Annotated in this window: 25 protein-coding genes and 1 other annotated feature; of the genes, 23 read left to right on the top strand and 2 right to left on the bottom strand. The window is 46.7% G+C overall.

All coding sequences use genetic code 11. The features are described from left to right. The first annotated feature begins 6 nt into the window (after positions 1 to 6). From E6W40_RS16770 to E6W40_RS16700, 15 genes are all read left to right on the top strand, one after another. The gene (locus E6W40_RS16770) at positions 7 to 777 is read left to right on the top strand and encodes a cell division protein FtsQ/DivIB (protein WP_136606496.1); all 771 of its coding nucleotides are present in this window, start codon (positions 7 to 9) and stop codon (positions 775 to 777) included. Positions 778 to 1,049: 272 nt separating this feature from the next. Continuing rightward, positions 1,050 to 2,327 (top strand): cell division protein FtsA, encoded by a 1,278-nt coding sequence (gene ftsA, locus E6W40_RS16765; RefSeq protein WP_136606495.1) that lies wholly within the window; start codon positions 1,050 to 1,052, stop codon positions 2,325 to 2,327. Positions 2,328 to 2,388: 61 nt separating this feature from the next. After that, positions 2,389 to 3,501 (top strand): cell division protein FtsZ, encoded by a 1,113-nt coding sequence (gene ftsZ, locus E6W40_RS16760; protein WP_136606494.1) that lies wholly within the window; start codon positions 2,389 to 2,391, stop codon positions 3,499 to 3,501. A gap of 256 nt (positions 3,502 to 3,757) precedes the next feature. Further along, positions 3,758 to 4,732 (top strand): sigma-E processing peptidase SpoIIGA, encoded by a 975-nt coding sequence (gene spoIIGA / locus E6W40_RS16755; RefSeq protein ID WP_136607044.1) that lies wholly within the window; start codon positions 3,758 to 3,760, stop codon positions 4,730 to 4,732. A 118-nt stretch (positions 4,733 to 4,850) separates the two neighbouring features. Continuing rightward, a complete protein-coding gene (sigE, locus tag E6W40_RS16750) occupies positions 4,851 to 5,573 on the top strand; it encodes an RNA polymerase sporulation sigma factor SigE (protein ID WP_136606493.1) in 723 nt (240 codons plus the stop codon). Between the two features lie 78 nt (positions 5,574 to 5,651). Further along, a complete protein-coding gene (gene sigG / locus E6W40_RS16745) occupies positions 5,652 to 6,434 on the top strand; it encodes an RNA polymerase sporulation sigma factor SigG (RefSeq protein ID WP_136606492.1) in 783 nt (260 codons plus the stop codon). 271 nt (positions 6,435 to 6,705) lie between these two features. Beyond that, positions 6,706 to 7,020: a YlmC/YmxH family sporulation protein gene (locus E6W40_RS16740; protein WP_136607043.1), complete on the top strand. Its 315-nt coding sequence runs from the start codon at positions 6,706 to 6,708 to the stop codon at positions 7,018 to 7,020. 96 nt (positions 7,021 to 7,116) lie between these two features. After that, positions 7,117 to 7,980, top strand: coding sequence for a peptidoglycan editing factor PgeF (gene pgeF, locus E6W40_RS16735; RefSeq protein ID WP_136606491.1), 864 nt, complete (start codon positions 7,117 to 7,119; stop codon positions 7,978 to 7,980). Next, the gene (locus E6W40_RS16730; protein ID WP_136606490.1) at positions 7,977 to 8,669 is read left to right on the top strand and encodes a YggS family pyridoxal phosphate-dependent enzyme; all 693 of its coding nucleotides are present in this window, start codon (positions 7,977 to 7,979) and stop codon (positions 8,667 to 8,669) included. Before pgeF ends, E6W40_RS16730 begins: the two co-directional genes overlap by 4 nt. Next, positions 8,669 to 9,115, top strand: a complete 447-nt coding sequence (locus E6W40_RS16725) for a cell division protein SepF (RefSeq protein ID WP_136606489.1) — start codon at positions 8,669 to 8,671, stop codon at positions 9,113 to 9,115. The genes E6W40_RS16730 and E6W40_RS16725 overlap by 1 nt, the downstream gene beginning before the upstream one ends. Before the next feature lie 4 nt (positions 9,116 to 9,119). After that, positions 9,120 to 9,389, top strand: coding sequence for a YggT family protein (locus E6W40_RS16720; RefSeq protein WP_136606488.1), 270 nt, complete (start codon positions 9,120 to 9,122; stop codon positions 9,387 to 9,389). A 5-nt stretch (positions 9,390 to 9,394) separates the two neighbouring features. Next, the gene (locus E6W40_RS16715) at positions 9,395 to 10,177 is read left to right on the top strand and encodes a YlmH family RNA-binding protein (protein ID WP_136606487.1); all 783 of its coding nucleotides are present in this window, start codon (positions 9,395 to 9,397) and stop codon (positions 10,175 to 10,177) included. A 212-nt stretch (positions 10,178 to 10,389) separates the two neighbouring features. Continuing rightward, a complete protein-coding gene (locus E6W40_RS16710) occupies positions 10,390 to 10,893 on the top strand; it encodes a DivIVA domain-containing protein (RefSeq protein ID WP_136606486.1) in 504 nt (167 codons plus the stop codon). Between the two features lie 87 nt (positions 10,894 to 10,980). Next, positions 10,981 to 11,268 (top strand) — a binding site (T-box leader). Positions 11,269 to 11,377: 109 nt separating this feature from the next. Continuing rightward, positions 11,378 to 14,470, top strand: a complete 3,093-nt coding sequence (ileS, locus tag E6W40_RS16705) for an isoleucine--tRNA ligase (protein ID WP_136606485.1) — start codon at positions 11,378 to 11,380, stop codon at positions 14,468 to 14,470. A gap of 179 nt (positions 14,471 to 14,649) precedes the next feature. Continuing rightward, positions 14,650 to 14,982, top strand: coding sequence for a DUF5665 domain-containing protein (locus E6W40_RS16700; RefSeq protein WP_136606484.1), 333 nt, complete (start codon positions 14,650 to 14,652; stop codon positions 14,980 to 14,982). A gap of 2 nt (positions 14,983 to 14,984) precedes the next feature. Here the strand turns inward: E6W40_RS16700 and E6W40_RS16695 are convergent, their stop codons facing one another. After that, a complete protein-coding gene (locus tag E6W40_RS16695) occupies positions 14,985 to 15,728 on the bottom strand; it encodes a TraR/DksA C4-type zinc finger protein (protein ID WP_136606483.1) in 744 nt (247 codons plus the stop codon). Positions 15,729 to 15,951: 223 nt separating this feature from the next. Here E6W40_RS16695 and lspA point away from each other — a divergent pair, with 223 nt between their 5' ends. From lspA to E6W40_RS16680, 3 genes are all read left to right on the top strand, one after another. Further along, positions 15,952 to 16,449 carry a signal peptidase II gene (gene lspA / locus E6W40_RS16690; RefSeq protein WP_136606482.1) on the top strand — a complete coding sequence of 166 codons (498 nt, stop codon included), beginning with the start codon at positions 15,952 to 15,954 and terminating at the stop codon, positions 16,447 to 16,449. Next, positions 16,446 to 17,369: an RluA family pseudouridine synthase gene (locus E6W40_RS16685; protein WP_136606481.1), complete on the top strand. Its 924-nt coding sequence runs from the start codon at positions 16,446 to 16,448 to the stop codon at positions 17,367 to 17,369. The genes lspA and E6W40_RS16685 overlap by 4 nt, the downstream gene beginning before the upstream one ends. A gap of 96 nt (positions 17,370 to 17,465) precedes the next feature. Beyond that, complete coding sequence (locus E6W40_RS16680; protein ID WP_136606480.1) at positions 17,466 to 18,719, top strand: LL-diaminopimelate aminotransferase; 1,254 nt, start codon at positions 17,466 to 17,468, stop codon at positions 18,717 to 18,719. A gap of 87 nt (positions 18,720 to 18,806) precedes the next feature. Here E6W40_RS16680 and ytaF read toward each other — a convergent pair whose 3' ends face one another. Then, positions 18,807 to 19,385 carry a sporulation membrane protein YtaF gene (ytaF, locus tag E6W40_RS16675; protein ID WP_281281483.1) on the bottom strand — a complete coding sequence of 193 codons (579 nt, stop codon included), beginning with the start codon at positions 19,383 to 19,385 and terminating at the stop codon, positions 18,807 to 18,809. Between the two features lie 184 nt (positions 19,386 to 19,569). Here ytaF and E6W40_RS16670 point away from each other — a divergent pair, with 184 nt between their 5' ends. From E6W40_RS16670 to E6W40_RS16650, 5 genes are all read left to right on the top strand, one after another. Then, a complete protein-coding gene (locus E6W40_RS16670) occupies positions 19,570 to 20,211 on the top strand; it encodes a DUF1232 domain-containing protein (RefSeq protein WP_168928954.1) in 642 nt (213 codons plus the stop codon). A 67-nt stretch (positions 20,212 to 20,278) separates the two neighbouring features. Then, positions 20,279 to 21,052 carry a twin-arginine translocase subunit TatC gene (tatC, locus tag E6W40_RS16665; protein WP_136606478.1) on the top strand — a complete coding sequence of 258 codons (774 nt, stop codon included), beginning with the start codon at positions 20,279 to 20,281 and terminating at the stop codon, positions 21,050 to 21,052. Positions 21,053 to 21,112: 60 nt separating this feature from the next. Then, positions 21,113 to 21,367 (top strand): twin-arginine translocase TatA/TatE family subunit, encoded by a 255-nt coding sequence (locus E6W40_RS16660; RefSeq protein WP_136607042.1) that lies wholly within the window; start codon positions 21,113 to 21,115, stop codon positions 21,365 to 21,367. 295 nt (positions 21,368 to 21,662) lie between these two features. After that, entirely contained in the window at positions 21,663 to 22,220 is a 558-nt protein-coding gene (gene pyrR / locus E6W40_RS16655; protein ID WP_136606477.1) for a bifunctional pyr operon transcriptional regulator/uracil phosphoribosyltransferase PyrR, read from the top strand. A 2-nt stretch (positions 22,221 to 22,222) separates the two neighbouring features. Beyond that, the gene (locus E6W40_RS16650) at positions 22,223 to 23,131 is read left to right on the top strand and encodes an aspartate carbamoyltransferase catalytic subunit (protein WP_411832393.1); all 909 of its coding nucleotides are present in this window, start codon (positions 22,223 to 22,225) and stop codon (positions 23,129 to 23,131) included. The last annotated feature ends 27 nt before the right edge of the window (positions 23,132 to 23,158 follow it).

The following is a 23,158-nucleotide window of genomic DNA, read 5'->3' as shown; positions in this document are numbered from 1 at the left end:
AATCCTATGCCAAAAGCTCATATTCCCGTTTTAAAAGAGAACAAGCCCAAGAGAAAAGCCAGCCGGAGAATCATTGCTATTCTGCTGCTTTTGTTTGTTGCGATCTTAGTCATCTTATTCTTTCGCTCACCCGTAAGCCAGGTGACGGAGATACAGTTTACAGGCAGCACGTTTTCCTCAAGGGAGCAGCTTTTGCAGGCCAGCGGGCTGAAGACGGGCACCCAGTATTTTGGTGTATCGCCGTCTAAGGTTGAGAGTCAGCTGTTACAAATTAAGTCGATTCAAAAGGCTGTAGTGGACAAGCATTTTCCCGGTAAAATCAGCGTCAGAATAGAAGAGTATCCTACAGTTGCCTACGAACTGGGTGCTGAGGGCAATCTTGATGCCATTCTCGCGAACGGGACCAAGGTCTCTGTGAACAGCAGTGGTATTGCCGTAGAAAAGCCTATTCTTACAAAATGGAACACAACTGATCCGAATAAGGTGGAGCTGTGTAAAGTACTCGGGAAGATTCCGAATGAGCTGACCTCGGACATATCGGAGATTATTCCATCACCGACCGCTTCTTTTCCGGACAGAATCAAGCTGTATACAAGATCCCGATTTGTCGTCATCACGGCCATCTCGCTTTTGAGCGACAAGGTGGAATATCTGAACCAGGTCATCGAGACAGCCCAGCCGGGAACCATCACGATGCTGGAAGCCGATACGTATACACCTTTTCAGCCTCTTGGCGATGATGTAACAGACCAAAATGCCACTACTCATGACAATTAAAAAATGCTACAATTGATTTTATGGGTTAACTGTATAGAATAAACTAAAATTTGTTTATCAAAATACCGATAAACGTTATCGGTAGGGGAAATCCCATGTTTGTTCTATCTTGAAAACTCCCTCTTTTTTCTTCTGATTTTTACCCTGCTCTACTAAATGTTGGCAGCCGAAAAATTTGTAGAAAAAAGAGGGAAAGATTATTCTTTGTTGAATATGTAGAATTGAGTGTTTTATTCATTGGAAGTTATTTTATAAAACAGGAGGTGCCACGGTTGAGCAACAATGACATCATTGTTAGTTTGGACATCGGTACATCCAAAGTTCGTGCTATTATTGGGGAAGTGAATAATGGAACCTTTAATATTATTGGAGTTGGATCTGCCGACTCGGAAGGAATTCGCAAAGGTGCAATTGTAGATATTGACCAGACTGTACAATCCATCCGTAGTGCCGTTGATCATGCGGAACGTATGGTCGGTATTCAAATATCGGAGGTTTATGTCGGCATTTCGGGGAATCATATCGGACTTCAATCAAGCCACGGTGTTGTGGCAGTATCGAACGAGGATCGGGAAATTGGTGAGGAAGATATTGAACGTGTGCTTAAAGCCGCAGAGGTTGTAGCTCTTCCGCCTGACCGGGAAATCATTGATGTAGTTGCAAAACAATACGTAGTTGATGGGCTGGAGGGAATTCAAGATCCGCGCGGCATGATTGGCGTCCGTCTGGAAGTGGAAGCCATCATCATTACCGGCGCTAAGACAGCTATACATAATCTTTTGCGCTGTGTTGAAAAATCAGGTCTTAAAATCAAGGATTTGGTTCTCATGTCCTTGGGAGCAGGGCAGCTTGCCTTGTCTAAAGACGAGAAGACGATGGGTTCTGTACTTGTTGATATCGGTGCCGGCTCTACAACGATCGCAATTTTCGAAGACGGAACCATGGTTTCAACTTCCACTTTGCCTATCGGCGGTGAATTTGTGACCAATGATATCGCTTATGGTCTGCGGACGCTCACGGATCAGGCAGAGAAGGTCAAACTGAAATATGGCTGTGCTTTGATGGCTGATGCCGCTCCTGATGTTACTTTCAAGGTGGTTCGCATCGGCAGCAACGTGGAAAAGGAATTTACCCAAGAAGATTTGGCGGCGATTGTTGAGCCACGTGTACAGGAAATTTTCCATCTGATTAGTGAAGAAGTGAAGCGTCTTGGTTACGCTGAGCTCCCAGGGGGTTATATACTTACTGGTGGCACTGTATCCATGCCGGGAGTATTACAGGTTGCTCAGGGCGAGCTCGCAGCATCCGTCAGAATTGCCGTGCCTGATTATATCGGCGTTCGCGACCCTGGTTATACCAGTGGCGTTGGCATTCTACATAACGTCATCCGCAGTATCCGTGTACGCAGCGGCAGCAGCGCAAACGTGAGCAGTGCGGGCAACAAGAAAACAGTGAACCGCCCTAAAGCGAGTCCTGCTTCGAATCCGGAAACTGCCCAGAAACCAGGCCTTATTGAACGATTGAAAAATATATTCAGTGATTTCATATAAGCAGGTTCCATAGAATCAGTGGACGGGCCAGTCATGCACAATGAGGGGGAGATGGGAAAATATGTTGGAATTTGATTTTGAAATGGAGAGCTTGGCGCAGATTAAAGTAATTGGTGTGGGGGGCGGCGGAAGCAATGCTGTCAACCGTATGATTGAGAATGGCGTTCAAGGTGTAGAATTCATTACCGTGAATACAGACGCTCAAGCTTTGCATATGGCCAAATCGGAACATAAACTGCAAATCGGGGATAAACTGACTCGCGGTCTTGGTGCCGGAGCCAACCCAGAAGTGGGCAAAAAGGCGGCAGAAGAGTCGCGTGATCTGATCATGAATACTCTCAAAGGCGCCGATATGGTATTTGTTACTGCAGGAATGGGCGGCGGTACCGGAACAGGTGCTGCGCCAGTGATCGCAGAGATCGCCAAGGAGTGCGGAGCATTGACCGTAGGCGTGGTGACGCGCCCGTTTACATTTGAAGGACGCAAGCGTTCCACACAGGCCGAGCTGGGTATTGAAGGTCTGAAAGAGAAAGTTGATACACTGATTGTTATTCCGAATGACCGGCTTTTAGAAATCGTCGACAAAAAAACGCCGATGATAGAAGCGTTCCGGGAAGCAGATAATGTGCTTCGTCAAGCCGTACAAGGCATCTCCGACTTGATCCAGGTTCCTGGTCTGATCAACCTTGACTTTGCCGATGTGAAAACAATCATGACTGAACGCGGTTCAGCTTTGATGGGTATTGGACTAGCTACAGGCGAGAACCGTGCTGCTGAGGCTGCACGTAAAGCAATCATGAGTCCGCTGCTGGAGACTTCGATTGAAGGCGCACGCGGCGTCATCATGAATATTACGGGCGGTGCCAACCTGTCACTTTACGAAGTGAATGAGGCGGCAGAGATCGTCACTTCGGCATCAGATCCGGAAGTGAACATGATCTTCGGTGCGATCATTGAAGAAAGCATGAAAGACGAAATTAAAGTAACGGTTATTGCTACCGGGTTTGATCATCGTCCTGCTCCAACTGCGCCTCCTCGCAAGCCGGGAGTAGCGCCATCCGAGCCTACAGACAACCGCAGCAATGCGAATAACCTTCGTCCGTTCGGCAATCAGGGCGGCAGCGATCAGCTGGACATTCCGACATTCCTGCGGAATCGTTCACGCAAGGACTAATTGTATACGACATTTAAAATCAAGACCCGCATTCCTATCGGAAATCGCGGGTCTTTTTGTTGTCATCTGCTTCTCCTCTAAAACCCTACGGAACTCGACAAAAAAAGTTGAGGTCTTACCCCCAATTTTAGACAGACTTTGGATACCGTTCTTTTTATACTAAATACATCTCCCAAGTATGAAGATGCTTTATTGAGAAATAAGTCATCATAGCAAGTTCCGAAAGATTCCACGACATGGCAGGCAGGTGATGGAGCTGGTTGTTTATATTGATCTGATTTTTATCACCAATCTGCTGATAGACGGCGCGCTTCTGTGGCTTACCGCCTGGATGAGGAAGCAAAGGCTAAGGTGGTGGCGGATCACGGTCTCGGCGGCGGTAGGGGCACTGTATGTAGTGATGATGTTCCTGCCTGAACTATCATTTATGTATACCTTTATCATTAAATTTGCGTTGTCCCTGTGGATGCTCTGGATTGCTTTTGGTTTTGGTAGTCTGCAAAACTATATCCGGAACATGGGAGCTTTTTATATTATTAACTTCGCAGCTGCCGGCGGAATAATCGGAATTCACTATCTGCTTCAAAATACGGGAGAAATTTTTAACGGCATATGGTATACGGCTTCGGGAGGACTCTCGTTTGAACTGAAAATCGGATTTTGGTTTACGTTTATCATGTGTTTTGTTGTCCTCATGTGGTTCAAGTTTGTTCATTCCTCAAGGCGCAAGCTGGAGAACAGACATGAGTATATGGGAGAGGTGACTGTCGAGATTGCGGGATACCGGGTAAGCTGCAAAGGTCTCCTTGACACAGGTAATCAGCTTGCTGACCCGCTCACCAGAACACCCGTGATGGTTATGGAAGCATTGCTTTGGAAGGAAAAGCTACCCGTAACCTGGCTGGAGCGGCTAACCGAGGGGGAACCTGACAAACTTGTGCTGGAACTTGATGATGCGGAATTTGAGTGGCGGGACCGATTGCGGCTGGTTCCTTACCGCGGTGTCAACCGGAGTTCAGCGTTTATGCTGGCGATAAAGCCGGATTTTGTGGAAATTCGAATTGGTGATCAGACAAGCCATGCGGTAAAGGTTCTGATTGGACTCGACGGGGGAAGCTTATCGGGGGACAAATCCTATCAAGCCATTATCCACCCGGACCTTGTACAGGATGCTAGAAGCGTCACGACAGATATGAAGCCACCAGTGACCCCTTCTACGCTGAGCTCCTAACGATGGATGAGGAGTAGGGAAATCAAGATTATGCTTACGAAGTTAATTTCCCTTCGGGAAAAGGGTCATGCTTACGGAGACCATTTTTTTCTACGGAAAATTTTTAGGAGGACGACAAATGCTAGTAAAATGGCGATTGATAGCGCAGCTGCAATATTACCGATTCCTTTTTCTGCTTGGACTAAAAAGTGAGGAAATATACTACATCGGCGGCAGTGAGGCTCTCCCTCCACCGCTGACGCGCGAGGAAGAGGAGTACCTGCTGCAGCGGCTCTCTACGGGAGATGCGGCTATCAGATCTATGCTGATTGAACGCAATCTGCGCCTGGTCGTCTATATTGCCCGCAAATTTGAAAACACAGGCATCAATATTGAGGATCTCGTTTCGATTGGTGCGATCGGTCTCATTAAAGCAGTCAATACGTTTGATCCTGAGAAAAAGATCAAGCTGGCCACTTATGCATCACGTTGTATAGAAAATGAAATCCTGATGTATCTGCGCCGCAACAGCAAAATCCGCAGTGAGGTTTCCTTTGATGAACCCCTTAATATCGATTGGGATGGCAACGAGCTCCTTCTCTCTGATGTTCTCGGAACCGAGAATGATACGATTTACCGGAATATCGAAGAACAGGTTGACCGTAAGCTGCTTCATAAGGCATTGGAAAAGCTGACAGAACGCGAGCGCATCATTATGGAGCTGCGATTTGGGCTTCAGGATGGTGAGGAAAAAACGCAAAAAGATGTCGCCGATATGCTGGGGATTTCTCAATCCTACATATCAAGACTTGAAAAACGAATCATCAAGAGGCTCCGCAAAGAATTTAACAAGATGGTGTAGCAAATTTTTTCACAGGAATAAAATGAGCCCCCAGGGAGATAATGTACATTAATGTTTCTCCTTGGGAGGTATATCATCATGACCCGAAACAAAGTTGAAATTTGTGGTGTGGATACCGCAAAATTACCGGTTTTAACCAATGTGGAAATGCGGGAATTGTTCCATTCCTTACAGCAAAACAACGAACGGTCAGCCAGAGAAAAGCTGGTTAACGGCAATCTGAGACTGGTGCTCAGTGTCATCCAGCGCTTTAACAATCGGGGAGAGTTTGTCGACGATTTGTTTCAGGTAGGCTGTATCGGACTCATGAAGGCCATTGATAATTTTGACTTATCGCAAAATGTGAAATTTTCGACCTATGCGGTTCCGATGATTATCGGGGAAATTCGCAGGTACCTGAGGGACAACAATCCGATCCGTGTCTCAAGATCTCTGCGTGATATCGCTTATAAGGCACTTCAGGTGCGCGACTCCCTGACGAACCAAAATTCAAGGGAACCGACAATATTCGAGATTTCCCAGGTGCTGAATGTACCCAAGGAAGATGTGGTTTTTGCTCTTGATGCCATTCAGGATCCTGTCTCCCTGTTCGAACCGATTTATCATGACGGCGGCGATCCCATTTATGTGATGGACCAGATCAGTGATGATAAGAACAAGGATGTGCTCTGGATTGAAGAGATTGCTCTGCGTGAGGCTATGCAAAGATTGGGTCAACGGGAAAAAATGATACTTTCAATGCGCTTTTTTGATGGGAAAACCCAAATGGAGGTTGCCGATGAAATCGGTATTTCACAAGCTCAGGTGTCCCGTTTAGAGAAGTCGGCCATTCAGCAAATGCAAAAGCATGTGAAGTCTTAAAATAAACTAAAAATTGAATATTGAGGTTTTAACAGAATCTGTTATCTTTTTCTGTGAATCCTTTCCGTGTAAAGCGATCCTTATATAGGGTCGCTTTTTTTAGATCTTAGCAGGGAGTTTTTTATTTTGGGGATTCCTCAAAAAGAAGGGAATTTTGCCCATACCAAACATATACTTAACGTATATGGCAGGTTAGGCGGACTACAGGTTAAGGACCTATGGAAAAGGAGCTGCGGACGTGATTCCAGATCATCAGGCGGTGGGGAAGAATATGAAAATATCCGATTTTCAAACCAAAGATGTCATCAATATTGTGGACGGCAAAAGGCTAGGTCAAATCAGTGATCTTGAACTGGATCTCCGTCAAGGCCGGATTGATGCCATTGTTGTTCCAAGCTACAGCAAATTTTTGGGGCTGTTTGGCGGCGGTGCGGATTTAATTATACCGTGGCGGAATATTGTTAAGATTGGATCGGATGTCGTTCTGGTCAAGATGGAGGAATTAAAAACGCTGCAAGATGAAAAGGATGCCTCGACTTATGCGGAAAGGCAGGAGAGGGACCGGCGTAATTATAGAGATTTGTGAAGTTAATAAGTAAAACAGCTGTTTTTTTTGATGTGAAAATGCTGAAGCTATAATTGTAGCTCTCGTATATGGTACACTGGAACTTGAGGTGAGAGGATGGAACCGTTTGTTTTAAAAAAGGCTGATGGACAGCCTGCACTCTTTATGCTGGAGCCCTGGGTGAGCCGTTATAACGATCTCAGTGCCGGCTTTACTGGGAGAAATGGAGGCGTGGGTAAAGCGCCTTATCATACACTGAATTGTGCTTTTCATGTAGGTGACCGTCCGGAGGATGTTATCGGTAACCGTGAGCTTGTTGCTGCTCAGCTTGGTTTCTCTTTGGATGCATGGACATGCGGAGAGCAGGTGCATCATGCGGATATCGCCGTTATTACCGGAGACAAGCAGGGGGCTGGAAGCCTAAACCGGGAGTCTGCCATTCAAGACACCGACGGGCTGCTGACGAATGTGCCTGGAGTCCTTCTGACATCCTTCTACGCGGATTGTGTTCCGCTTTTTTTCTGTGATCCGAAGCAGCAGGTCGTAGGGCTTGCCCATGCCGGATGGAAGGGGACAGTTGCCCAGATTGCGGCCAGGATGGTTGAGCGTATGCAGGATACCTTTGGAAGCAAAAGTGAAGATATCATAACAGCGATTGGTCCGTCGATTGGCTCCTGCTGTTATGAGGTCGATGAAAAAGTGATGTCTCATGTCCACGATTTAGAAAAACATTTCCTGGGTAATGAGCAGTATTCCACTTCAGATTGGTACATAGCAAAAGAAGGCGGCAAAAGCATGCTTAACTTGAAAGAAATGAATCGACACATTATGATTAAAGCAGGAATATTGCCGACTCATATCGAATGTACATCATGGTGTACAAGCTGTCGTAACGATTTGTTTTTCTCATACCGCAAGGATGGAGGAACGACAGGACGAATGGCTAGTTGGATCGGGTTAAGAGAGGTGAGCCTTCCATGAATCTGGAAGAGCGGATACAGGAAGTCAATAAGCGGATCGAAGAGGCTTGTCTGCGCAGCGGAAGGTCTGCTGAAGAAGTGAATATTGTGGCTGTGACCAAGTATGTATCGACTGATATGGCAGCCAAGGTATTGGACAGCGGACTGGAAAATCTGGGTGAGAACCGCTGGCAGAATGCAGAGGAAAAATGGAATGCACTGGGCCATCGCGGCACATGGCATTTTATCGGTCATCTGCAAACTAACAAGGTGAAGGATGTGATCGGCAAGTTTGAATACATCCATTCGCTGGACAGGCTTTCGCTGGCCAAGGAGCTTGAGAAGTCTGCGGCTGCGAAAGGGTTGGTAATTAAAACCTTCGTACAGGTTAATATTTCTGGAGAAGATAGCAAATACGGATTGGCACCGGAGGAAGCAGCAGCCTTTTTACAAGAAATTCAGAGCTTTTCCCATATTAAAGTGATCGGCCTCATGACCATGGCTCCGTTCGAGGACACGGCGGAAGCTACTCGTATGGTTTTCAGAGGGCTTCGTGAGTTAAGGGATGATTTGAACCGTCAAGAAGTAACGCAGGAGCCATTAACGGAGCTTTCCATGGGCATGTCTAACGATTTTGAAGTGGCGATTGAGGAAGGAGCGACTTGGATTCGTTTAGGCAGCATTTTAGTTGGGAAACAGGAGGGGGAATGATGAGCGTGATGAACAAATTTATGTCTTTTTTGGGATTGCAGGAGCAGGAGGAAATTGTTGAACGGGAGCAGATCCCCGTTGAAGAAGAAGAATTTGAAACTCCGCCGGTGGAAACACGTAAAAACCCAAGGGGAAATAATGTGGTCAGCATTCACTCGCAAAAAAACGTTAAGGTAATCCTGCATGAGCCTCGTTCGTATGATGAAGCCCAGGAAATTGCGGATCATTTACGTTCGCATCGGACCGTTGTAGTCAATTTGCAGCGGGTGCGTACCGACCAGGCCCTGCGGATCATTGATTTTCTGAGCGGGACGGTTTATGCCTTGGGCGGAGGTATATCCAAGATTGGCGGTAACATATTTTTGTGCACACCGGATACGGTTGAAATTACAGGCACCATATCAGAAATACTGGCAGAAGAACATGATTACAACAGAATGAGGTGAGCCAATTTTGGCCGAAATCGAAACAATATTACGACTGCTTTTCAATATTTACTTTTACATGGTTATTGTTTATGTGCTCATGTCCTGGCTTCCTAATCTTCGTGAAAACTTTATTGGAGAACTGCTCGCTAAGCTGGTGGAGCCGTATTTGTCCCCATTCCGGCGATTCATTCCTCCTATTTTCGGGATGCTTGATATTTCACCAATTGTCGCCCTGTTTATCCTGCAATTTGCTGAGGAAGGCTTGATCGCCATCCTTCGTCTTCTCTGGTAATTACCATGAAACAGGATATATACGAGCATTTTCATCCGGATGAACGCGAGTTTGTCGATCGGGCGTGGGAATGGATCGTCAATGCGGGTCAATATCATGAAACCAAACTCACGGATTTTTTGGATCCGAGACAGACGGTGATCGTTGAATCGCTGGTAAACCGTCACCCGGATGTACATGTGCGCCTGGATGGTGGTTATGAAGGAGCGGAACGGTGCAGAGCGCTCATCGCTCCGGATTACCGCGATTTAAGTCATGAGGACATGAAACTGAAGGTACTCAGTATAGACTCTATCGACCAGAAATTTCTGACCCTTGAGCATGGAGATTATATGGGGTCTATTCTTGGACTGGGTATCAAACGATCCAAAATTGGAGATATCCACGTTCTGGAGAATGGCTGTCACACTGTTGTCTGTGAGGACATCAGTGCTTTTCTTGATATGAATTTGAATCAGGTGCACCGTATACATGTCCAGAGTGAGATTTTGCCGATAGAGCTTTTGCGTACAAGCAAGATCTCTCTGGAGATGCTCGATATTACGGTCGCTTCTTTGCGTCTTGATGGCATTGCCTCGGATGTGTACCGTCTCAGCCGCAGTAAGGTATTGATTCCAATACGGGCAGGACGGTGCCGCGTGAATTGGAAGACGATAGAGGATCCTTCATCCCCATTGAAGGAAGGCGATATGGTCTCGATGCAGGGGTTTGGGCGTTTCAAGGTACTGGAGGCGGGCGATGTCACGAAAAAAGGGCGATTCCGCGTTAAAATAGGTAAATTTGTGTAGACTCTAAGCAGGAAATAGGTTTTTTCTGTCGAAATGAAATAGCTAATATCTTATGAATTAATAAGGACAACCTGTCTAAATTATTAATTCATTCAACTACAAGTGGAAACTAACAAAATGTATTTCTTCGGCCGATACATTCCAAGTGGGGCTGTATCTACAGATCCGTGTGATAACAGGGAGACCTGAACATTCTTAGGAGGTGCACATCAATGCCATTAACGCCACTGGATATACATAACAAGGAATTTTCCCGCCGGCTCCGGGGTTATGATGAAGATGAAGTGAATGAATTCCTCGATCAGGTCATCAAGGATTATGAAATTGTAATCCGGGAAAACAAGGAACTTCATAACCAAATGATGTCCATACAGGAAAGACTGGATCATTTCGTTCATATTGAAGAGACGCTTTCCAAAACTATTATTGTGGCTCAGGAAGCAGCAGATGAAGTGAAAAACAACGCCAAGAAGGAAGCACAGCTGATCATTAAGGAATCCGAGAAGAATGCGGACCGGATTATTAACGAATCGTTGTCCAAATCGCGTAAAATTGCGATGGAAGTGGAAGAACTGAAAAAACAGGCTTCAATCTACCGTACGCGTTTCCGGACATTGGTGGAAGCACAGCTTGAGCTTCTGAGCCAAGATGGCTGGGAAGCGCTGGAAACCTCCAATGATTCCCGGAATACCCGTGAAGCAAATGAAGTATACTAGGCTTCTGCTTGGTTGACTTTTGTTTTAAAATGGACTATAACTATAGTCATATCGGTTGTTGCGCTGTTGTGCAGCGACTAAACGTATAAGTATTCAATGATGGGATAAGTAAGCTTTGGATATGTTCCTCAGAGAGTTGGCGATGTGCTGCGAGCCAATGTTCAGACCGAAGCCGAAGATCCTCCCGGAGAAGTGAGGCTGAAACGTTACTAACGTGCGTAAGCTGAACCGGACTGCCGAACGTTATATCGGCTCCTTGCTGAACAAGCGAATTTTCCTTTGGGAAAACTTTTAGGCGAGGACTTGAGGAGTCGTTCAGGAATTTTTCATGAGCGGAACTAGGGTGGTCACGCGAGCAGAAGCCTCGTCCCTTTTGGGATGAGGCTTTTTTTGTGTTTTTTTTCGATTCCCCCTAAATCCCCCTTTCCAAAGGGGGATTTAGGGAGATGGAAAATCATTTGAAAGATTCTGGAGGTTGAAAATGATGCAAAAAGTTGATATCAAAGAAAAAGCACGCACACGCGATTTGCGGGTGCTGAAGAAATGGAATGAGGAAGATACCTTCCGCAAATCCATGGAAAACCGGGAAGGCAAGCCGAACTATGTGTTCTATGAAGGACCCCCGACAGCCAATGGTGCACCACATATCGGTCACGTTCTAGGCCGCGTAATCAAGGATTTTATCGGCCGCTACCAAACGATGAAAGGCTACCGCGTTGTCCGCAAAGCGGGTTGGGATACGCATGGCCTGCCTGTAGAGCTTGGCGTGGAAAAGCAGCTCGGCATTTCCGGTAAACAGGAAATCGAGAAATACGGTGTGGAAGAATTCATCAAAAAATGTAAAGCCAGCGTTTTTGAATATGAGAAGCAATGGAGAGAGCTTACAGAAGCCATCGGCTACTGGACCGATCTGGATCATCCATACATTACACTCGAGAACAACTACATCGAAAGTGTATGGAATATCCTTGCTACGATCCATGACAAAGGGCTGCTCTATCGCGGTCACCGTGTAAGCCCCTATTGCCCTTGCTGTCAAACTACACTCAGCTCCCATGAAGTGGCGCAGGGTTATGAAGATGTAAAGGACCTCAGTGCTACTGCCAAATTCAAGCTGCATGACAGCGGTGATTATGTGCTTGCCTGGACGACAACCCCTTGGACCCTGCCGGCCCACGTGGCATTGGCCATGAATCCGGATATGGACTATGTGCGCGTGCAGCAGGAAGGCGAAGTGTACATCGTTGCCAAAAACCTGGTCGAAGACGTTATGAAAGGTGAATACCAAGTCTTGTCCACGCACAAGGGCTCCGAATTCATCGGTAAGACCTATACACCGCCATTCACGTACACCAAGCCGGAAAAAGGCAACCTGATCGTGGGTGCTTCCTTTGTAACGGATTCCAGTGGTACAGGTATCGTACACATGGCTCCTGCTCATGGTGAAGATGACTATAAAACCTGCCGTGAAAATGGCATCAGCTTTATCAGCGTAGTTAACGCCCAAGGCCGTTACACGGATGAGATTACAGATCTGGCCGGTCGTTTCGTGAAGGACTGCGACCTGGATATTGTGAAGATTTTGTCTGAGAAAGGTCTGCTGTACAGCAAGGAAAAATACGAGCACAGTTATCCATTCTGCTGGCGCTGCAAATCTCCGCTGCTGTATTACGCGATGGAGAGCTGGTTCATTGAAACCACTGCCGTGAAGGATCAATTGATCGCTAATAATAACGGCGTGGAATGGTTCCCGGGTCATATCCGTGATGGACGCTTCGGCAAATTCCTCGAGGATTTGGTGGATTGGAACATCAGCCGTAATCGTTACTGGGGTACTCCGCTGAACGTATGGGTCTGTGATTCCTGTAATGAACAATACGCTCCACACAGCTTCGCGGATTTGAGAGAGCATGCAACCTCTCCGCTTTCGGATGATTTTGAACTGCATAAACCATATGTTGATGCGGTTAAGGTTCACTGTCCGCACTGTGAAGGCGGGGTGATGGAGCGTACCTCTGAAGTAATCGACGTTTGGTTCGACAGCGGCTCGATGCCATTTGCACAGCATCACTATCCGTTTGAAAATGTGGAGTATTTCGAGGATCAATTCCCGGCGGATATGATCTGCGAAGGTATCGATCAAACCCGCGGCTGGTTCTACAGCTTGCTGGCGGTTTCCACGCTTTTCAAAGGTGTTGCACCATACAAAGCCGTTATCGCTACAGGGCATATCCTGGATGAGAACGGCCAAAAAATGTCCAAATCCAAAGGCAATGTTATCGATCCGTGGGAGATCATCAACGAATTCGGAACGGATGCATTCCGCTGGGCCCTGCTTGCTGATAGTGCGCCATGGAACAGTAAACGTTTCTCTAAAGGCATTGTAGCCGAGGCGAAATCCAAAGTAGTGGATACGCTGGTGAACACGCATTCGTTCCTGACGTTGTATGCGAACATCGATGGATACGATCCTTCCGAGCATCCATACAAACCGTCTGAAAATAAATTGGATCGCTGGATTATGTCCCGTCTTAACAGCCTGATCCAATTGGTCGACAAAGGGCTTGCGGTTAATGATTTCCTGAATTCCGCAAAAGCCATCGAAGGCTTTATTGACGAGCTAAGCAACTGGTATATCCGTCGTTCCCGTGACCGTTTCTGGGGCAGCGGCCTTACCGAAGACAAACTCGCAGCTTATGGATCGCTCACTCATGTACTGCTCACGCTTGCGAAAATGATGGCACCATATACACCTTTCTTGTCTGAGGATATCTACACCAACCTCGGCGGAACGGGCAGTGTGCATTTGGCAGACTTCCCTCAGGCGGATGAAGCGCTGATCAACAAGTCGCTTGAAGCGGATATGGAAGCAGCCCGTCAAATCGTAGAGCTTGCAAGAAATGTTCGTAATGAAACTGGCATCAAAACGCGTCAGCCATTGTCTGAGCTGATCATCTCGATTGATCGTGAATTTGATGTTGTGGGTTATCAGGAGATCATCAAGGAAGAGATCAATGTCAAGGATATCGTGGTGGAAACCAGCGATAGCGGCTTTGTAGATTTCACATTGAAGATGAATCTGAAAGTAGCCGGCAAGAAATACGGTAAAAATATTGGCTTCCTCCAAGGCTTCCTCAAGGGCCTGTCTCCGGATGAAACGAGAGCGGCTGTACAATCCGGAACCATTAACATCACTTCTCCAGAAGGGGAAGAGCTTCAAGTGACTGCCGATGAGCTGCTCGTAGAAAAGCATGCGAAGAGCGGGTTTGCTTCAGCTTCAGGTTACGGTATTACGGTAGCGCTGAATACAGAGATCACAGCTGAACTCGAACAGGAAGGCTGGGTCAGGGAAGTAGTTCGTGCCGTTCAGGATTACCGTAAAAAGCTGGATCTGCCGATCGAAAAGCGTATTACCTTGGTTCTGGATGCAGACGAGGAGCTGACTCAGGCTATTCAGGCATATGATCACGTCCTTCGTGAAAATGTACTGGTCAAGGATGTTATTTTCGGTAAGGAAGCTGCAATGGAAACCGTTGATTTAGCGGGTAAAACGCTTGGCGTACACATTGCGGAATAAAGCTTTTTTTCCGGAATCAGGAATTTGAAACCCTTATTTGAATGAGTGCCGCATTTTGGGCGAATAATAGCAGTCAAAAGGAATAAACGAGCCTTGAAACGCATATGAACAATCATGCGTCACTCGGCTCGTTTGTTTTTCTTTTGAAATGCGGTTACGAATTCAAAAGGGGAAAAGACATGGTACATGAACCTAAAAAAGGTGAACCTGCGACAGATGAAGAAAAGCTGAACCGGATATATAAGCTTGCGGTCAGCATGGCTGACCAAATGGAAAAATCCCGCATTGCTGACTATACCCAGCTTCTTCATAAGCCCTGGCGGTTAATATGGTTAAACCTGCTGTCCGGAACGGCTCGAGGTGTCGGGATTGCGATCGGATTCACATTTTTCGCTGCCACCATTATTTACGTTTTACAGGTGCTAGGTGCGCTTAACCTGCCGATCATCGGAGACTATATTGCTGATATTGTACGTATTGTACAGCGCCAGCTGGAGCTGAGTACATACTGAAATTAAAACTCCTCTTCGTCCTCTTCTTCTTCAGCGAGCTGCTGCATGTCGATGCCTTCGCCTTTATCGATATATCTGCGGTATTCCTGATTGCGGACAATATCAATGAGGTTGCCGTATATATCAGTAGCCACAAAGGCTTCCAAAGGTTCAACACATCCTTCGAGCTCTTCTGAAGCTTCGATTTCCATTTCGTTATAGCTGTGGATTTCATTCCCTTCGGCCATGGCAGGAGAATTGGATGTTCCGAAATTTTCGAGCACCTGCCATGCATCCTCGCCGTCGAAGCCATTTTGATCTTCACGTTCGTCCAAGCTCGTACGGCCAAAAGGAGGCATGAGAAATTCTTCCTCCACCGGGCGATAATCCGACACATGCTGCTTTGGCGTGTCCTCGACGCAATATTCTGTTGTCGGGACAGCTTCGAGACGGGCATAAGGAATCGGTTTACCGCAGATTGGACATACACCATACGTACCCTGGTCCATTCGTTGCAGGGCGTCGCTGATTGAATCCAAATGATGATCATCATGATCCTGCAGGGAAAGGTCCACCTCACGGTTATATAGCTCCGTGGCCAAGTCTGCGGGATGGTTATCAATATGCGATAATTCGCCGGTTTCATCACGCATGGATTCATCAAGACCGTAATGGTCATTGTCCTGATCTTTGCGCTGTATCGATTGTTGCTGCTCTTCCAGCATGGAACGCAGATGAGTTAGCTGTGATGCGGTAAGATGCTGCATGGATATTAGCCCCTTTCCTTTTGCGGCGCACAATGCCGCTTAAGACAATTCCTTCAATCTTAGAATGTGCGGAACGCAAGGGTTTTAGATGAGGAAAATCTTCTCGGGGCTGGACGTTAATGGACGATTTCTGACGTGCTGTGCTACAATATACAGGTCTTTACATGATATGAAGCCTTCAATCCAGATGGTCTAAATGATAAGAACGGAGTGACTTGGTGCTGTGTGGTACTACATACTCGCTTTAATTGCATTTTTAGTGGATCAAGGAACGAAATTTATGATTGCCAAACAACTGGAGATCGGTCAAGAAATACCTGTTATAGGTAACTTTTTCCTGATTACCTCCAGCCGCAACAATGGTGCTGCATTCGGTATTCTTCCGAACCAAAGATGGTTTTTTATTATCGTTACCGTGTTTGTGGTCGTTGCTATTATCTGGTACATGCAAAGAGTGAGAAAATCCTCTTCGCGCAAACTGCTTCCAATTGCCCTGAGTCTCGTATTGGGAGGAGCCGTTGGCAATTTCCTCGACCGGGCTTTGAATGGGGAAGTGGTGGACTTTTTGATGTTGAATTTCGGGAGCTATACGTTTCCAATCTTCAACATTGCGGACTCCTGTATTGTGATCGGCGTCGCGCTAATTATTTTGGATTCATTGATTGATTTGAACAAAACAACACCAGAGAGCAAGAGCGAGGAAGGGAATGAAATCGTGTGAGTGAAACCGAAATCAGGGAGTGGGTGATCGACCAGGCTTATGCCAGGGATCGGATTGATAAATATATCACGGAATCCTGGGAAGATGAGATCTCCAGATCTCAGGTACAGCTGTGGATCACCTCTGGCCATGTCAAGGTAAATGGACATTCTGTTAAATCCAATTACAAGCTGGCAGAAGGGGATCATCTCGAAGTGACGGTGCCTGAACCATCCGTTGTGGAAATTGTACCGGAAGATATTAAGCTTGATGTCGCTTATGAAGACAGTGATGTTATCGTGGTAAACAAGCCAAGAGGTATAGTTGTACATCCGGCTCCCGGACATTCTTCGGGAACGCTTGTTAACGCGTTGATGTATCATTGCAAAGATTTATCGGGTATCAACGGGGAGCTACGCCCCGGTATCGTTCACCGGATTGACAAGGATACATCGGGTCTGATGATGGCTGCCAAAAATGACAAGGCGCATGCTTCACTTGCCGCCCAACTGAAGGAGCACACGGTTACACGCAGATATGTCGCTCTTGTACACGGGAATGTGAGCCATGATCAAGGGACTGTTGATGCGCCGATCGGCCGTGATCCTCAGGACCGCAAAATGTTTACCGTTTCGGAAAGAAACAGCAAGCATGCGGTTACGCATTTTGCAGTGCTGGAGCGCTTCGGTGAATACACTCTGCTTGAGCTGCAGCTTGAGACGGGACGGACTCATCAGATTCGTGTCCATATGAAATTTATTGGTCATCCGCTTGTTGGTGACCCGGTCTATGGACGCAGTAAAGGCATCAAAATGAATGGACAAGCCCTGCATGCTAAGACGCTCGGTTTTGTACATCCGTCCAGCGGTGAGTATATGGAATTTATGGCTCCGGTACCCTCTGACATAGAAGAACTGCTTGTAAATTTGCGCAGTCGGTGAAAGTACAAATGATACGATAATTAATCCATGGCTTTCAGCCATGGATTCCTTCATATTTAGGGTAGAATTTTGCCTAAATGGGAGATGAACCAATACATGAATATCGAACAATATCAAAATACGTATATCCAGAACAATTTTGCGGACCGGATTGGCGGTTCCAATTACGGTAAAGATACGGCGATCTACAAGTTTGAAAAAATCAAACGCGCTAAGGCGCAAGCCAAAAAGGACTTTCCGGAGGTCGAACTGATCGATCTTGGGGTAGGTGAACCTGATGAGATGGCGGATGCCGGAATCGTCGCTAAGCTTGCGGAAGAAGCGGCCAAGCCTGAGAACCGCGGATATGCGGATAATGGCATCACCGAATTCAAGGATGCGGCAGCTTATTATTTAAAAGAAGTGTTTGGCGTCGAGGGAATTGACCCTGAGAATGAAGTGCTGCATTCCATCGGATCCAAACCGGCACTTGCTATGCTTCCTTCATGCTTTATCAATCCGGGGGATGTTACAATAATGACTGTTCCGGGCTATCCGGTAATGGGAACCCACACCAAGTACTTGGGCGGTGAAGTATACAACGTTGAGCTTAAGAAGGAGAATAATTTCCTGCCTGACTTGAACTCGATTCCCGAAGAGATTGCTAAACGCGCCAAGCTTTTTTACCTGAATTACCCGAATAACCCGACTGGTGCAAGTGCAACAGCGGAGTTCTTCAACGAGGTTGTTGTCTGGGCTAAGAAGCATGATGTTGTGATCGTCCATGACGCCCCATACGCAGCATTGACATATGATGGTCTGAAGCCGCTCAGCTTCCTGTCTGTTCTGGGTGCTAAGGACGTGGGTGTAGAGCTTCATTCCCTGTCCAAATCCTATAATCTGACTGGCTGGCGGATTGGTTTTATCGCAGGTAACCCGCTTGTGGTAAAAGCATTTGGCGATGTGAAGGATAACAATGATTCCGGACAATTCATCGCGATTCAAAAAGCAGCGGCATATGGTTTGTACAATCCGCAAATTACAGAGAAGATTGCAGCCAAATACTCCCGTCGTCATGAAATGCTGGTAGCGGTTCTGAACGAGCTGGGCTTTAAGGCTGAGAAACCGAAAGGGTCTTTCTTCCTGTATGTGGAAGCCCCAAAAGGAATCAAAGACGGCATCCGTTTTGAATCAGGCGAGGACTTCTCCCAGTTCCTGATCCGCGAAAAGCTGATTTCCAGCGTGCCATGGGATGATGCCGGCCACTTCGTGCGCTTCTCCGTAACCTTCATTGCAAATGGGGAAGAAGACGAGAAGCGCGTAATCAATGAAATCAAGAACCGTTTGAGTGATGTTAAATTTGAATTTTAATTGGAAAACGGGCAGCCCGAGGATGTATTCTTAGGCTGCCCGTTTATTTATCTGGTTATATGATACCGTGCCTGAGAGGAAGGATCGTTAAATTACCTGATGGAGTCCGATAATGATGAGGATGAGTCCGGCGATCCAGCTGGCGTTACGTCCCAAGCGATCACCGGCTATTTTGCGCCCGAGCAGCGAACAGATACCGATACAGATGAAGCTGAATGCTCCCGAGAACAAAGAGGTTTCCCATATATTAATATGAGTGATGCCTGCATCGAATCCCCCGGCGAGGTTGTTAATGGAGAGGGCAATGCCGAGAATGATGGATTCCTTGAAATCAACGGACTGGGACTGGTTAATATCAGCAGCTTCCGGATTCTTCAGAATTTCCTTAATCAATCCAGGGGAAGTTTCTTTCTTCATCTGTTTCTGCGTCAGGAAGGGCTGCAGCATCACCCAAAGACAAATGACGACGAGAATGACCATACCGATGATATTACAAACCATAGAAGGAATCCAAAGGGCAATGACTTGCCCGAACAGACCGCCGATCAATGTGAGCAGAAACCCCATGAAAGCAATCACCGTGCTTGCCAGAAAAGGGATCTTTATTTTTCTCATGCCATAAGCAGCACCAACACCTGCATTATCCAGATTGGAAGCAAGGGCAATAGAAATGGATTATAACCATGGTGCAATCATTGTTGAGCACTCTCCTTGTCGAAGATGAATTCAGGTATTTGCAAATTCCTCATATATCTTATTGAGGATGTTGAGAAAAAGTGACGGTTTGGATCATATACTGTTGATATATATGCAATATGATTATGAGATGAATAAAAGAGGCGGTGGGATTGTGGCTTCTGATGGAGAGCAGATTAAAGAGCAAAACAGGCTTGGCCTGCTAATTAAATCAGCATTGACGGCCAAATCGATGTCGATGCGAAAACTGAGCGGAACAATAGGAATGGATACAGCGTCCATTTCAAGAATTGTAAACGGCAAGCAGCAGCCAAGGCTCGAGCATCTCAACTTGTTCTCACAGCATCTGGGGATACCACTGATTGAGCTGCTGGCCGCTGCCGGGCTGGAATCCTTGGAAGAAAAGGACGGTATCACCGAGCTGAGAGATGCCCTGCAAGGGATCGGTGTTAACGTAGAGGATATGGCCGGTCAGATTCGCAAGGAACTGGATAAATATGAGGCTTACGCACAGACTGAGGAAGGCAGGGACATGATCGAAAAGTCGTTTCTGCCCAAGCTGGATCATTTGCGGAGTGCAGGATATTACATTGACCAATTGAGGGATTTATATGATGAGTACGCTTCAGGGAATCTGCCTGCGGCAGAGCAGCATGTCATTGGCAGTGCGCTTTTGTACTTTGTACTATCGGCGGATATTATTCCTGACTTCAGTTTTCCTTTTGGATATATCGATGATGCGATTGCTGTCCGTATGGTAATGGAGCGGCTTGCAAGAATGAGAAGGAATTCGTGATTTTTAGAGACAGAAATGGTAAAGTGGTATGTATAGAAATGACATATGTTTATGAATACAGGAGCTGATGAACCTGCTTAACCGTTTGAACTGGTCTTTATATGTGGAACATCTATCCGAGCTTCGGAAAAGGTTGTTCTGGATTCTCGCTGTTTTTCTGGTTTCGATGATTACGGCCATGTTTTTTACAGGGGATGTACTGCATTTTCTGAAAAGTCGGCCTCCTGCTTCACTTATAGCCTGGAATGCTTTTAGCCCCTTCGACGGAATAAAAATCTATATGTATCTCTCAGCGGCACTGTCGATGATTGTAGCTGTTCCATTCACGTTGTTCCAGGTATGGGGATTTGTTAAAAAAGGATTGCGTAAGGATGAGCGGTTGGCTGCGCTCAAGTATATTCCTGTTGCATTTGTTCTGGTGATCGTCGGATTCGTTTTCGCGTATTTCGTGGTGTTTCCGATGGCATTCAGATTTACGACGGATACAACGAAAAACCTGGGACTGGTTGAAACATATGGCATTGCACAGTATTTTTCTTTCCTGACCAATATTGTAGTGCCAGTTTCTCTTGCCTTCGAGCTGCCGGTTATTGCAATGTTTCTGACAAGGCTTCGTATTTTGAATCCGGCCAAGCTTGGGAAAATGCGTAAAGTTGCTTATATGGTGCTGGTACTCATCGCATGTATGATATCTCCGCCGGAGTTTTTCTCGCATATTTCCGTTTCCGTACCTTTTATCATCTTGTATGAAGTCAGTGTGCTCATGTCCCGTGTCGTTTACCGCAAGCAGCAGCGACTGGATACGAAATATGATGACGGGATGAACTATGGGGCGGTATAAGCAACAGACAAGCCTATAAGATACAGGATCTGCTTTGATGAAGGAGGTTTATTGAACAACATGTTAAGCGATATTGGTGCACCGGGGTTCATTCTTCTGGCGCTGTTGGCTCTGTTGCTGTTTGGACCGAATAAGCTGCCCGGACTGGGCCGCGCCGCAGGAAAGACGCTGCGTGAGGTGAAGAGGGAAATGAATGAGATATTTGGTGATTCTCCACAATCCTCAAGCAGCCCGCAAACCGTTCGGAAAACGGAACAGCCTGCAGCCGCTGCAGCACAGACAGATGCGCAGCCGTCTCGAAATCTTCCGGAATAAATTTCCATGCCTTGAAATGATCAGCGCCTGTTGACATTGTAAGGCCCGTCTGTCATAATTCTCTGTAGTTAAATATGCACCTTTAATTCAGTCCCGTGAGACTGGCAAGGTAACGTGAACCGAGGTTCACTTTCGCGGCATGCGCATGTCTTCTTTTGTGCGGACCCGAAAGGATATCTCTGTGTAACATGATGTCTAGCGACGTTAACTCCTTGCCAAATGCGGCAAGGAGTTTTTTGCTTGTTCACGGGTGATAATGTAGTCAAAATCCCTATTACAAAAAGGAGTGTGGAGCATGAGTACTGAAGCGCATGTCATTATGGATGAAACGGCGATCCGCCGCGCACTGACACGAATTGCACACGAAATACTGGAGAGGAACAAGGGGATCGAAAACTGCGTTCTGATCGGCATCAAAACAAGAGGAGAGTTTTTGGCAGAAAGACTTGCCGATAAAATACTCGAAATTGAAGGAACACCGGTGACTTGGGGAGCGATTGATGTAACACCATACCGGGATGACCAAAAGGAAACCGACCCGAAAGCGGCCATGGATGTGAACAAGGAGCTTAAAGCTCTGAAAATAGAAGATAAAAAAGTAATTTTGTTCGACGATGTATTGTACACCGGACGGACGATCCGGGCGGCCATGGATGCGCTTATGGATTGCGGAAGACCGCAAATGATCCAACTGGCTGTACTGGCAGACCGAGGCCATCGGGAGCTGCCGATCCGGCCGGATTACATTGGAAAGAACGTTCCGACCTCCAGACAGGAACAAATCGAAGTCGCGCTGACGGAAACGGATGGTAAGGACGAGGTTATGATTTTCCAAAACCGGGAGGAGAAATAAACATGATGACGATGACGAAGCTTAAGGAACGCAGCTTGCTCGGACTGAAGGATCTCAGCCGCAGTGAAATCGAATCGATACTGGATCGGGCTGCTTACTGGGAAGCGCAGCAGGAAAAAGTTACACCAGTGCTGAGCTCCCGCTTTGTAGCGAACATGTTTTTTGAAAACAGCACGAGAACACGATTTTCCTTCGAAATGGCGGAGAAGCGGCTTGGTGCTCAGGTCCTGAATTTTGCAGCAGCAGCTTCCAGTGTGGAAAAGGGTGAGTCGATCTACGACACGGTAAAAACACTGGAATCCATGGGAATCGACGCTGGCGTCATCCGGCTGAAGCCTGCAGGCGTACTTGAAGAATTGGCGGGCAAGATATCGGTGCCGCTAATCAATGCGGGGGATGGAAACAATGAACACCCGACTCAAGCATTGCTGGATCTTTTCACAATGAAAAAAAGGTTCGGAACCCTTCAGGGACTGAGCGTTTCCATCATCGGCGACATATCACACAGCCGGGTGGCAAGATCAGATCTCTGGGCCCTGCAAAAATTCGGCGCCGAAGTCAAGTTCTGCGCGCCGCGCAATATGGCTGCACCAGAGCTTGAGCCATACGCCAAGTACGTCCCGATGGAAGAAGCTCTGAAATCTGATGTGGTCATGATGCTTCGGGTTCAACTTGAACGCCATGAAAAAGGAATGCAGAATTCCGCTGAAGAATACCGGGCCCAGTACGGATTAACGGTGGAGAGAGCATCAAAGCTTTCCAAGCACACATTGATTATGCATCCGGCACCGGTGAACAGAAATGTTGAAATTGATGATGAACTCGTCGAATGTGAACAATCAGCCATCTTTAAGCAGATGAGCAACGGGGTTCCGGTACGGATGGCAGTCATGGAAAGAGCGTTAAAATAGACTGCCGCAAAGAATTTACATGTAATT

Origin of the sequence: Paenibacillus dokdonensis (assembly GCF_004916975.1) — a bacterium.
GTDB lineage: Bacteria > Bacillota > Bacilli > Paenibacillales > Paenibacillaceae > Paenibacillus_AQ > Paenibacillus_AQ dokdonensis.
The sequence above is the reverse complement of the archived record's forward strand: the minus strand, read 5'-3'. Positions and strand labels throughout refer to the sequence as shown.